The sequence below is a fragment of the Mesorhizobium sp. M0189 genome, from assembly GCF_040322135.1.
Classification (GTDB): domain Bacteria; phylum Pseudomonadota; class Alphaproteobacteria; order Rhizobiales; family Rhizobiaceae; genus Mesorhizobium.
In genome coordinates this window covers 175,963-188,280 of the sequence record NZ_JAMYSW010000004.1, presented here as the reverse complement: position 1 = coordinate 188,280, position 12,318 = coordinate 175,963, and the positions used below count along the sequence as shown (strand labels likewise).

The following is a 12,318-nucleotide window of genomic DNA, read 5'->3' as shown; positions in this document are numbered from 1 at the left end:
TTCTCCCTGCGGGGGAGGGAAGACGCCGCCTTTGCAAACATCGCTGCAGCGAATACGCTCCGCAAATGATCAGGAATCCCACAGTTACGGTCGGTGCATTGCTGGTGAACCACGACCGGAAGGTCTTGATGGGTCTTCGCGCTGCCTGGAAGAGCGCGTGGCCTGGGCATTGGGACACGATCGGCGGCCGCGTTGAAGCCGGAGAGACGCTGGAAGAGGCACTCGTTCGCGAGATTCAGGAAGAAATTGGAGTGACGCCAACAGATTTCGGTTGGATGCGGTGCATTGGAGAGCGCCATCCCGAGCTCTATGGGAAGGCGTTGCACCACGTTTTCAAGGTCATCGGCTGGGAAGGCGGGGATCCAAGCAACATTTGCGAGGAACACACCGAGATCCGGTGGTTTGATGTCGAGGAACTTCAGCGCCTCCCCAATCTGGTGGATTGCGATTATCGCCGGCTCGCAAAGCTCGCCGCGACGTGACCTCCCGAAAGTACCCGTTCTCGCACGTGATCCGCGCACCGATCCTCGGCATTTCCCGTGACGCGAGGGAATCCCTAGGTGCTCAATTTCCCGCGCTTGCCATCCGCCGTCCCTTGATTCGCCTTCTCCAGCCCGCCGATCTCCACTTCGGGCATCTGTCGCTGATCGGCCCAAAAAGGGTTCACCGCCTCCGCCGGATATTTGCGGAGGCTAACCGAAGAGCGGAGAGGTTGCCAGAGTGTACCGTTCTCCCCCTTTTTAGCGATACTGTCTCGGCCGTCAGGCTCGCAATGACGGCGGCCACAAGGCGGCTCATAACCATCGGGTAAGGTGCAGTCGTTCAGCCTCGGGCGAGGCGTAATTGGACGCCATCGCCGTGCAGGGATTCCCGACAGTTTTGTAACTCAACAGTCCGCTGCCGGGCGACTAAGGTCCCGATCGCAAATGGCAATCCAGCCTGAAGAAACGAAATGTTATGACCAACAACAGCTTTGCGGCCGCGATTCTCGTGGATCAGTCGCCCATGGCGGTGTTCGCCGCGGTCAAGCGTCCACGCGAGTGGTGGGGCGCATGAAGCCTTGCGCGGTCGGAAGGAGCTTTCCATGAGATTGATTAGGCTGAAAGCGCCGGGAGGCTTGGAAAATCTCAAGCTGGTCGAGGAAGATTGCCCAGAACCAGGGCCGGGTGAGTTGCTTGTCAGGATACGAGCGTGTTCGTTGAATTTCCACGACAGTATGGTGGCGCTGGGAAAGAAACCGTGCGCCGATGGCCGTATCCCGCTGTCCGATGGCGCCGGAGAGGTGGTTGCGGTCTCAGACGATGTCCAAGAATTCAAGGTCGGAGATGCCGTCGTCAGCACCTATTGGCCCCATTGGCTGGCAGGCGAACCGACGCCAGCCAATAAGAAGGGCGAATTGGGAGATGATGTTGACGGCTATGCCCGCGAGTATGTGTGCATGCCCTGGCATGCCTTCACAAGGGCACCGGCAGACTTCACGCATGTGGAGGCGGCAACGCTTACTTGTGCCGGCGTCACCGCCTGGAAAGCCCTGATGGTGTGCGGCCAGGTGAAGCCTGGTGATACGGTGCTGGTCCTTGGCACGGGAAGTGTATCGCTGTTCGCGCTGCAATTCGCAAAAATTGCAGGCGCTCGGGTTATTGCCACCTCCTCATCGGAGGAGAAGCTGGAAAAGTTAAAGCGATTTGGAGCCGACATTGTCGTCAATTACAAGGCGGTGCCGGATTGGGGCCAGAAGGCAAGGGTATTGACGGACGGACGCGGCGTCGATCATGTGATCGAGGTTGGCGGGCCCGGCACATTGGCGCAGTCGATAACAGCTTGCAGGATGGGCGGCCACATCGCACTGATCGGTGTCTTGACTGGTTTTGCCGGGCAAGTTTCGATCCCGGCCCTGTTTTCCAATCAGATCAGGATCAGCGGAATCTCGATTGGCAGCAGGGCAGACCAGAACGACATGATCCGTGCCATAGAGGCCAACCGTTTGAAGCCTGCGATCGACCGCGGTTTTCCCCTGCAGGAGATCGCCAATGCCTTCAAGCACTACGAGTCCCAAAAGCATTTTGGCAAGGTCTGTCTCGAACTTTGACTCCTGTATCTGGCCTCCATTTGGCGTCGCGCATTTCGACCGGCTTTATGTTCTCCGCAAGCAAAGCAGGCCAGGCACCAATCAGTCGAGAAATGGCTTTGCCTTCATCGTCGCCGGCACCGGCACGCCGAGGCGCGCAAGCACCGTTGGCGCGAGCTGCAGCTGATCGAGCAGCGTCTTGGCTTCCGGACCCTCGCCGGATCCGAAGTAGTAAAGTGCGAAATCCTGCATCTCCTCGTCGTGGCCGCCATGATGGCCGCGATCGGTCTGGCCATGATCGGCGGTGACGATCACCTCGTAGCCGGCCTCCCGCCAGCGCGGCAGGAAGCCGGCGAGCATGGCGTCCATTGCATAGACGGCATGATCCATCTCATGGCAGTCATGGCCGAAGCGGTGGCCCATCGAGTCCAGCGTGCAGCTGTGCAGGATGCCGTAGTCGATGCCGTAGCGCCTGGTCAGCATGGTCAAGGTAGCGAACAGGTCGACGTCGCTCGGCGTCATCTGGTTCCTGGCATTATAGCCGGTCATGGTGTGGAACCGGCCGTGGCCGATCGGCCCGCCCGGCTCGTCGAACTCCATGTCCTCGACCAGGTCGAACGGATAGGCCCGGAAGAATTCGGACCAGTAGGAATGGGTGACCGCACCCGTCTTGCCGCCGGCCCTGCTGACTTCGGAAAAAATATCAGGCTGTTCGACGCGAAACCGGTTCTCGTTCGACAGGATACCGTGCACTTGGGGCGGCACGCCGGTGTGGATCGAGGCGTAGCAGGATGCCGAGGTCGACGGCAGGACGGAGCGCATTTTCCATACGCGGGCTTCGCCTGATTGCACCCAGCCTTCGAGATTGCCCATCAGCCGCCGCCAGTTCCGGTAAGGCACGCCGTCGAGGATGATGACCAAAAGTTTTGTCTTGAGCGCCACGGGAGTGTCTAATTTCCCGCGCTGGCCATGCGCCGTCCCTTGATCGCCTTTTCCAGCCAGCCGATCTCCATTTCGGGCACCGACGACAGCAAAAGATCGGTGTAGGCATCGAAGGGTGGCGTCAGCACGGTGCTCTTGGCGCCGTAGCGCACCACCTCGCCGCGATACATCACCGCGATTGAATCGGCGATCGACTTGACCGTGGCCAGGTCGTGGGTGATGAACAGATAGGCGACGTTTTCCTCTTTCTGCAGCCCGAGCAGCAGCTCCAGTATGCCATGGGCGACCAGCGGGTCGAGCGCCGAGGTCACCTCGTCGCAGATGATCAGCTTCGGCTTGGCGGCGAGCGAGCGGGCGATGCAGACGCGCTGCTTCTGGCCGCCCGAAAGCTCGGCCGGATAGCGGTCGATATAGCCTTTGCCCATTTCAATCTTGTCGAGCAGTTCGGCGACGCGTTTGTCGCGCTCGCGCCCGCGCATCCCAAAATAGAATTCCAGCGGCCGGCCGATGATGGTGCCGACCGTCTGGCGCGGGTTCATCGCCACATCGGCCATCTGGTAGATCATCTGCAATTGGCGCAGATCCTCTTTCGGCCGGTCGGCAAGCCGGTTGGCGAGCGGCCGCCCGTCGAAGGTGACGGTGCCTTGTTCGGGCGGCAAGAGGCCGGTGATGGCGCGCGCCAGCGTCGATTTGCCGGAGCCGGACTCGCCGACCACCGCCAGCGTCTGGCCCGGGAAAATATCGACCGAGACGTTCTTCAACACCTTGATGTGGCTGCGGCCATAGGCGGCGGTGATGTTCTTGACCGACAGGAACGGGCTCGTGCCGGGCTTCTGCTCCTGATGTTCGATCTCATGCACTGAAACCAGCGCGTTGGTGTATTCCTGGCGCGGCTCCTTGATGATCTGGCGCGTGCCGCCCCATTCGACCAGCCGGCCGTGGCGCAGCACCATGATCTCGTCCGATACCTGGGCGACGACGGCAAGATCGTGGGTGATGTAGAGCGCCGCGACATGCGTGTCGCGGATGGCATCCTTGATCGCCGCCAAGACGTCGATCTGCGTCGTCACGTCGAGCGCCGTGGTCGGCTCGTCGAAGACGATCAGGTCGGGCTCCGAGCACAGCGCCATTGCCGTCATCACGCGCTGCAGCTGACCGCCCGACACCTGGTGGGGGAAGCGCTCGCCGATGCTTTCGGGGTTCGGCAGGCTGAGCTTCTTGAACAGCGCCACGGCGCGCTTTTCGGCTTCGGCCCGCGTCGCCGTGCCGTGCAGCAGTGCTGCCTCGACCACCTGGTCCATCAGCCTGTGCGCCGGGTTGAAGGCAGCTGCCGCCGATTGCGCGACATAGCAGACCTCGCGGCCGCGCAATTTGCGGAACCCTTCGTTGCCGCCCTTCAGGATGTCGCGGCCATTGAGGATGACCTCACCGCCGGTGATGCGCACGCCGCCGCGGCCGTAGCCCATCGACGACAGGCCGATGGTCGATTTGCCGGCGCCGGACTCGCCGATCAATCCGAGCACCTTGCCCTTTTCGAGCGTCAGCGAGACATCGTGCACCAGCACGATGTTCTTCGGCGCCTCGCCCGGCGGATATACCGTGGCCTCGATGCGCAGATTGCGGATGTCGAGCAGCACGCCGGACCTCGGTTGCCCGGGCTTCGGTTGCCCGGGCTTCGGTTGCTTGTCAGCCATTACCCGCGTCCTCCCTTCAGGCTTGTCGTGCGGTTGAGCACCCAGTCGGCGACGAGATTGACGGAAATCGCCAGCGCTGCGATCGCCGCCGCCGGAATGAGGGCGGCGCCTATGCCGAAGACGATACCATCCTTGTTTTCCTTGACCATACCGCCCCAATCGGCGTCCGGCGGCTGTACGCCAAGCCCAAGGAAGGACAGCGTCGACAGGAACAGCACGGCATAGATGAAGCGCAGGCCGAGTTCCGAAACCAGCGGCGACAGCGCATTGGGCAGGATTTCGCGGAAGATGATCCAGCCGCTGCCTTCGCCGCGCAATTTGGCCGCCTCGACGTAATCCATGACGTTGATGTCGACGGCGACCGCCCTCGACAGGCGGTAGACGCGGGTCGAATCCAGAACGCCCATGACCAGGATCAGCGTCACCAGATTGGATGGCAGCACCGAAAGCACGACAAGGGCCATGATCAGCGTCGGGATCGACATCAGGAGATCGACGAGACGCGACAGAAGCGTGTCGAACCAGCCGCCGAAAACCGCCGCCGAGAAGCCGAGTATGGCGCCGAGCGAGAACGATAGCGCGGTCGCCAGCACCGCGATGAACAGGGTGATGCGGGCGCCATAGATCATGCGCGACAACAGATCGCGGCCCAGATTGTCGGTGCCCAGCCAATGCGCCGCCGACATCGGTTCCCAAGGGACGTCGCTGACGATCTCGGCATTGCCATGCGGCGCGATCCACGGCGCAAAAATCGCCGCCAGAACGAACAGCGCCGTCAGCACGATGCCGATCAATGCCGGGATGGGGATGCGTTTGATGACGAGCATACCCGACCCCTTCATTTCGGATGTCTAAGGCGCGGATTGGCGACGATTGCCGCTATGTCCGCGATGATGTTCAGGCTGATGTAGACGGCGGCGAAGATCAGCCCGACCGCCTGCACCACAGGCACGTCACGCTTGGTGACGTGGTCGACGAGATATTGGCCCATACCCGGATAGACGAAGATCACCTCGACAACGACGACGCCGACTATGAGATAGGCCAGGTTGAGCATTACGACGTTGATGATCGGCGCAATAGCATTGGGGAAGGCATGCCTGCGGATGACCGCGAAGGCGGAAAGCCCCTTGAGTTCGGCGGTTTCGACATAGGCCGACTGCATGACATTGAGGATCGCGGCGCGCGTCATGCGCATCATATGGGCGAGCACCACCAAGGTCAGCGCCGCCGCCGGCAGTGCTATGGCCTGGATGCGCTCGCCGAACGGCATTCCGTCATAGACGGTGGAAATGGCGGGAAACCATTGATGTTGCACCGCGAAGAAAAAGACGAGCACATAGCCGACGAAGAATTCCGGGAAGGACGTCGAGGCCAGCGCCAGTCCCGAGATCAGCTTGTCGACCCAGCCATTGCGGTAGCGCACCGCGATCAGCCCGAGGATGATCGCCAGCGGCACCGCGACGACCGCCGCCCAGAAGGCGAGGAACAGTGTGTTCCACAGCCTTCCCTTGATAGAGGTTGCGATATCCTGACCGCTCGACATAGCCGTGCCGAGATCACCGGTCAGAATGCCGCCGAGCCAGCGAAAATAACGGATGTAAGCCGGATCGTTGAGCCCGAGCTGTTCGCGCAGATTGGCGAGCGACTCCGGTGTCGCCGACTGCCCGAGAATGGCTTGCGCAACATCGCCGGGCAGGATCTGGGTGCCGGCGAAGATCAGGACCGAAACGGCCAATAGAAGGATGATGCCCAGCGCAATGCGCTGGGCCACCAGTTTCACGATGGGTGAGGACATATCCGCAAGGCCGGGCTCAGGCTTCGAGCCAGCACTTCGCGAGAGCATATCCGTTCATCAACTCCTGATGCGGATCATCCACCCAGCCGGTAACCTTGGCGCCCGTCGCGTCGATGAACTGATTGAACATCGGCAGGATCAGGCCGCCCTCGTCGCGCACCATCACAGCCATGTCGTGGTACATTGCCTTGCGCTTGGCCTCGTCGAGCTCGGCGCGAGCCGCCAGCACCATCTTGTCGAAATCCGGACGCTTGAACCGTGTGTCGTTCCAGTCGGCCGTCGACAGATAGGCAGTCGAGTACATCTGGTCCTGCGTCGACCGGCCGCCCCAGTAGGAGGCGCAGAAGGGCTGCTTGTTCCAGACTTCCGACCAGTAGCCGTCGCCCGGTTCGCGCTTGATCTCCAGCTTGATGCCGGCCTTGGCCGCGCTTTGCTGGAACAGCTGTGCGGCATCGACGGCACCGGGGAAGGCGACGTCCGACGTCCGGAGCAGGACGGCACCGTCATGGCCCGACTTCTTGTAGTGGAACTTGGCCTTGTCGGGATCGTATTTGCGCTGCTCGATCTCGGTGAATAGCGGGTACGATGCATTGATCGGGAAGTCGTTGCCGAGCGAGCCATAGCCACGCAGCACCTTGTTCAGCATCTCCTCGCGGTCGATCGCCAGCTTCAGCGCCATGCGCAAATCGTTGTTGTCGAACGGCGCGGTGTTGCAGTGCATGATGAAGACGTAGTGGCCGGGTCCCGAATGGTTGCGGATGGTGACGCCGGGCACACGCTTGATCAGGTCAACGATCTTCGGCTCGACGCGGTTGATCATGTGGACCTGGCCGCCCTGCAGGGCCGCCGTACGCGCCGTGGCGTCGTTGATGACGATGATCTCGATCTGGTCGGCATGGCCCATCTTGTCGCCCTGCCAGTAGTTGGCGAAGCGCTCGCCGCCATGGCGCACGCCGGGCTCGTTGGTGGTGACCTTGTAAGGACCCGCCGAGATGCCGGCATCGGCCTTGTCCTTGCCGCCGTTCGGCTGGATGATCAGGTGATAGTCGCTAAGCAGATAGGGAAGATCGGCATTCGGCTCCTTCAGCGTCAACACCACTTCCTTGCCGCTGGCCTTGATGCTCTCGATGCCTTTCATATAGCCGAGCGCGCCGGATTTCGACTTCTCGTCCGAATGGCGTTCGAGGGTGGCGGCCACGTCCTCTGCAGTCACTTTCTTGCCGTTGTGGAACTCGACGCCGTCGCGGATCTTCAGCGTCCAGGTCTTGGCGTCGTCCGACGAGCCGATCTCCTCGGCAATGCGGTTCTCGAGCTTGCCTTCGGGAGACAGCTCGACGATCAGTTCGCCCCACATCTTGCCGAAGGCGAACGGCACCTGCGTCATGAACAGCGCCGGATCGAGGCTGTTGGTGGATTCGCCACCGACGAGGCCGGCCTTGAGCGTGCCGCCCTTGACCGGACCCGCCGCGCGGGAAGCGCTGGAAAGCAGCGAATTGGCGAAGGTTGCGGTGACGCCGAGCGCTGCCGCCCGGCCGAGAAAATCGCGACGGCTCAGCTTGCCGGACGCAACGCGCCGGCTCAGATATTCCAGTTCGTTCGACATGTTGAGTTCCTCACTCTGTTGGTCCGACCTTATGGTCGTTTTTTCTCATTTCAATCGGGAGAATAATGACCGTAAGGGAAAGGGGTAAGCAAGACCGAATGCGACATGCCGTGGCGTAAATCGTGCGTCGCAATTGGACCAATCGCTATAAGTGCTCAAAGCAGTACCCGCGGGATATTCTCCTCGAAGTCGCGCTCGAAGACCAGTTTCTCGCCTTCATAGGCTTCAATTCTGGCGCTAACCATGAAGCTTTGCGCGTCGGAGCGCATTTCGGCGAAGGTTTCGGTGCGCACCGACCATTCATTTCGCGACAGCGTCTGGGTCCAATGCGTCTTGCCCAAGGCTGACAGCGGATCGTCAGGATGGATCGCCCACGTCTCTCTCGCGATGCTGCCATTGGCAAGGCTGTGTTCCAGGTCGCGCACCTCACCGAAATCGTCGACGATGGAAAGCGTGATCATTCCGGTCTTTTCGTCGCGATCGACATGACGCTCGGAATTGGCGGCGCGGACCGTTTCGGTTGCCCAGGGCGTGGCGCCTTCGGGGGCGGGGAAGGTGACCTCGTCGCCTGTCGCCGGCGGGCGCAGCGGCAGCATCAATGTCGCGGCCGACAATTCCAGCCGGACCGGCTCCGGCGACGGCCAGATCATCGGCCAATAGCTGTTGGAAATGGCCACACGCAAGCGGTGACCGGCCGGCACGCGATAGGCGCATTGGTCGAGCACCACCCGGGCGTTGACGATTTCGCCGGGCACCAGCGCTTCGGGAAATTCGTGCGAGTTGCGATGCGTCAGGTTGAGCACGCCGTAGGAGATCAGCTCCGACGCTCCGTCCGGATGGACGTCGCACAGCCGAACCGCGATGTTCGCCTGGCGCCGGTCCGCCGAGCCCCTGACCGCAACTTCGGGAGCACCGACGATGTCGATCGCTTCGTTCAGCACCGGCTGGCCGAAACACACCGACAGCGCATCGTCGGGGCGCTGGTCACCCGGCAGTTCCGGTCCAAAGGTGAAGGGGAAATATTCGCCACCGGCAAGGCCGCAGCTTTGCGGCGAAGTGACGATAGCGTGGTTGCCTTCAGCGATAAGCTCAACCTCTTGCGTCTTGATGTTGGGTGACGGCCATTCCGTTTCAGCGACCCAGCGGCCCGGCCGCTCGGGATGCCAGCGCGCCGGACGCACGCTGTCCATCACATAGGCGCGGTAGGCCGGGTCGGCCTCTACGCCGGTGTCGAGGTCCTTCAGCCAGCGGTCCCACCAGCGCAACGCCTCCTGCAGGAAGCCGATGCGCGGTTCGGGCGCGGCGTAATGCGGGTATTTGTGGATCCACGGGCCGACGATGCCCTTGACCGGCGCCTCGATATTGGCGGCGAGATGGGAAATCGTATTGCGATAACCGTCATGCCAGCCGCCGATCGACAGCACCGCGGCATGAATGGCGGAATAGTCCTCGCAGATCGAGCCGCGCTTCCAATAGGCGTCGCGATGCTGGTGCTTCAACCACAGCGGCGCCAGGAAGGGCTGGTTCTCCAGCCGGGTCAGCCACAGCTCGCGCCATCTGTTGTCGCCGGCCAGCAACGGATCCGGCGGCCGCGACGAATAGGACAGCATGGTCGAAGCCCAGCCGAAATTCTCGATCAGCAGGCAGCCGCCCTTGTAGTGGATGTCGTCGGCGTAGCGGTCGACTGTCGAACAGAGACTGATAACCGCCTTCAGCGCCGCCGGCTGCTTGGCTGCTACCTGCAGGCAGTTGAAGCCGCCCCACGAAATGCCCATCATGCCGACATTGCCGTTGCACCAGGGCTGCGCCGCCGCCCAGGCTATGACGTCGCAAGCGTCCTGCAATTCCTGCTCGGAATATTCATCGTCCATCAGCCCTTCGGAATCGCCGTTGCCGCGCATGTCGACGCGGATCGAGGCGTAGCCGTGGCCTGCGAAATAGGGATGCGTCAGCTGATCACGATAGATCGTGCCGTCGCGCTTGCGATAGGGCAGATGTTCGAGGATTGCCGGCACCGGATCGTCGGCGGCATCGGCCGGCATCCACACCCGCGCCGACAGCCGGCAGCCGTCCGGCATGACGATCCCCATATCCGGAAATTCGACGATCTTTCGTGGGAATTCAGTGACGATTTTCATGCCGGCAGACTCCAGGAGCGCCAGATGATGGAGTCCGCAGGATGTCGTCGTGGGCCAGCCAACGAATTCGGCTGGTCAATCCGCGTCAATTCAACGGGATGTCGTTTTCGGCCTTGCTCGCCTGGTAAGCGCCGGACAGTTCGTCGTAGATTGCAGAGATGGCGCTGATCCGCGCCTCCAGCCGCTCGCGCTCAGGCCCCGACAGCGATCGTACCAGTCTGCGGATCGAAAAGCTCTTCCAATAGGCATTCTCGGCATTGTAGCCGCCGGGATCGAGGGTGAAGACCTCTTTCAGGATCTTCAAATCGTGCGGGATAGCGAAACTGTCGCGCGAATCCTCGTGGCTGAACAGATAGTAGAAATTGTCGAAGCCGGTCCAGGTGATCGCCGACAGGCAGAGCGAGCAAGGTTCGTGCGTGGCGAGAAAGATGGCATCCGCGGTGTCGACGCGCTCGGCCTTCGGCATTTCGTAGAAGCGCTTCAGGCAATGCACCTCGCCGTGCCACAGCGGGTTTTCCGTCTCATTGTTGGTTTCGGCAAGCACCAGCGAGCTGTCGTCCTTGCGCAGGATCGCCGCGCCGAACAACTTGTTGCCATGCGCGACACCCTTCGCCGTCTTCGGCACGATGTCGTGCTCTATGACGTCGAGCAGGCGGTCGATCAGCGAAATGTCAGCCATCACCGGCTCCCATCGGGAAGATGAATCTCATAAGCGTGCGAGAAGTGGCACTCTTCGAGGTTGGAGCCGTCGCCGCCCCGGTCGACGACCAGGAAGTCCTGGGGCTCGCCGATCGGCGTCAGCACGCCGTGCCACAAATTGCGCGGATAGTTGACGCCTTGCCCGGGCGCGGTGATGAACGCATGCGGCTCGCCCGGGCCTTCCTCGCCGTCATGGCAGACGATGACCAGGAACGGCCGTGGTGACAGCGGAATGAAGGCCTGGCTGCCAAACGGATGGCGCTCGACCATGGTAAGCTTCAACGGCAGCTCATAGGGCGTGCCACGTACCATCGAGATCAGCACGTGCGCATTCGGCCCTCGTGCTTCAGCGGTGGCGAGATCGTGATAGCGCTCGGCCTTGCCGCCATTGATCGGATAATGGTTGTCGCCGCCCATATCGATGACGTCGCCGAATTCGGCGAAATTCTCGCGGGTCAGCGGCCGCGCGACGATGCGGATCACCGCGCGCGACCCTCGATGCCCACACCGCCGAGCTTGGCGTGGCGGTTCACGTCCTTGTAGAGGAGGTAGCGGAATTTGCCTGGCCCGCCGGCATAACAAGCCTGCGGGCAGAAGGCGCGCAGCCACATATAGTCGCCGGCCTCGACTTCGACCCAGTCCTGGTTGAGACGGTAGACCGCCTTGCCCTCCAGCACATAAAGCCCGTGCTCCATGACATGCGTCTCGGCGAAGGGAATGACCGCGCCCGGCTCGAGCGTCACGATGGTGACATGCATGTCGTGGCGGATGTCTTCAGGATCGACGAAGCGCGTTGTTGCCCAGCGGCCTTCGGTACCTGGCATCGGCGTCGGTACGATATCCTGTTCGTTGGCGAAGAACGCTTGCGGCAGCTCGATGCCGTCGACCGCATCGTAAGCCTTTCGGATCCAGTGGAAGCGGACGGCAGCGCCGCTTTCGTTGCGCACCGTCCACCCGCTCGCTGGCGGCAGAAACGCGAACCCGCCCGGCCTGAGCACATGCTTCTTTCCGGCTAGCGACACGCTCAGCTCGCCTTCAACCACGAATATCGCGCCCTCGGCATCATCATCCGGTTCTGGCCGGTCGCTGCCGCCGCCGGGCGCGAGCTCGACGATGTATTGCGAAAACGTCTCGGCAAAACCCGACAGCGGCCGCGACAGCACCCAGACCCGTGTCCCATCCCAGAACGGCAAGGCGCTGGTGACGATGTCCTGCATCACGCCTTTGGGGATTACGGCATAGGCCTGTGTGAACACGGCGCGTCCGGTCAGCAATTCACTCTGGCCGGGATGTCCGCCCTGCGGCGCATAATAGGTTCGCTCGGCCATTTTCATCATATCCATAAATTCAAGCCTGTTGCGGAAGCCAGGGCCCAT

At 61.9% G+C, this 12,318-nt stretch carries 11 protein-coding genes; 2 read left to right on the top strand and 9 right to left on the bottom strand.

Annotated elements, in window-relative coordinates:
- The first annotated feature begins 65 nt into the window (after positions 1 to 65).
- Entirely contained in the window at positions 66 to 482 is a 417-nt protein-coding gene (locus tag NKJ09_RS09265; RefSeq protein WP_031193706.1) for an NUDIX hydrolase, read from the top strand.
- Between the two features lie 602 nt (positions 483 to 1,084).
- The gene (locus tag NKJ09_RS09260) at positions 1,085 to 2,089 is read left to right on the top strand and encodes a zinc-dependent alcohol dehydrogenase family protein (RefSeq protein ID WP_352547952.1); all 1,005 of its coding nucleotides are present in this window, start codon (positions 1,085 to 1,087) and stop codon (positions 2,087 to 2,089) included.
- A gap of 81 nt (positions 2,090 to 2,170) precedes the next feature.
- On the opposite strand, the gene NKJ09_RS09255 is transcribed toward NKJ09_RS09260, so the two are convergent.
- From NKJ09_RS09255 to NKJ09_RS09215, 9 genes are all read right to left on the bottom strand, one after another.
- Positions 2,171 to 3,010 carry an alkaline phosphatase family protein gene (locus NKJ09_RS09255; RefSeq protein ID WP_023718089.1) on the bottom strand — a complete coding sequence of 280 codons (840 nt, stop codon included), beginning with the start codon at positions 3,008 to 3,010 and terminating at the stop codon, positions 2,171 to 2,173.
- 8 nt (positions 3,011 to 3,018) lie between these two features.
- Positions 3,019 to 4,704 (bottom strand): ABC transporter ATP-binding protein, encoded by a 1,686-nt coding sequence (locus tag NKJ09_RS09250; RefSeq protein ID WP_023718088.1) that lies wholly within the window; start codon positions 4,702 to 4,704, stop codon positions 3,019 to 3,021.
- The gene (locus NKJ09_RS09245; protein ID WP_023718087.1) at positions 4,704 to 5,531 is read right to left on the bottom strand and encodes an ABC transporter permease; all 828 of its coding nucleotides are present in this window, start codon (positions 5,529 to 5,531) and stop codon (positions 4,704 to 4,706) included. The genes NKJ09_RS09250 and NKJ09_RS09245 overlap by 1 nt, the downstream gene beginning before the upstream one ends.
- A gap of 11 nt (positions 5,532 to 5,542) precedes the next feature.
- On the bottom strand, positions 5,543 to 6,502 hold the full coding sequence (locus tag NKJ09_RS09240) for an ABC transporter permease (protein WP_023718086.1): 960 nt from the start codon (positions 6,500 to 6,502) through the stop codon (positions 5,543 to 5,545).
- Positions 6,503 to 6,518: 16 nt separating this feature from the next.
- The gene (locus tag NKJ09_RS09235) at positions 6,519 to 8,105 is read right to left on the bottom strand and encodes an ABC transporter substrate-binding protein (RefSeq protein ID WP_352484366.1); all 1,587 of its coding nucleotides are present in this window, start codon (positions 8,103 to 8,105) and stop codon (positions 6,519 to 6,521) included.
- Between the two features lie 155 nt (positions 8,106 to 8,260).
- Positions 8,261 to 10,243 (bottom strand): CocE/NonD family hydrolase, encoded by a 1,983-nt coding sequence (locus NKJ09_RS09230; RefSeq protein WP_352495216.1) that lies wholly within the window; start codon positions 10,241 to 10,243, stop codon positions 8,261 to 8,263.
- An 85-nt stretch (positions 10,244 to 10,328) separates the two neighbouring features.
- Positions 10,329 to 10,922 (bottom strand): nucleoside deaminase, encoded by a 594-nt coding sequence (locus NKJ09_RS09225; RefSeq protein WP_023718083.1) that lies wholly within the window; start codon positions 10,920 to 10,922, stop codon positions 10,329 to 10,331.
- On the bottom strand, positions 10,922 to 11,425 hold the full coding sequence (locus NKJ09_RS09220; protein ID WP_023718082.1) for an ureidoglycolate lyase: 504 nt from the start codon (positions 11,423 to 11,425) through the stop codon (positions 10,922 to 10,924). The genes NKJ09_RS09225 and NKJ09_RS09220 overlap by 1 nt, the downstream gene beginning before the upstream one ends.
- Positions 11,422 to 12,270 (bottom strand): bifunctional allantoicase/(S)-ureidoglycine aminohydrolase, encoded by an 849-nt coding sequence (locus NKJ09_RS09215; protein WP_023718081.1) that lies wholly within the window; start codon positions 12,268 to 12,270, stop codon positions 11,422 to 11,424. Before NKJ09_RS09215 ends, NKJ09_RS09220 begins: the two co-directional genes overlap by 4 nt.
- Positions 12,271 to 12,318 lie beyond the last annotated feature (48 nt).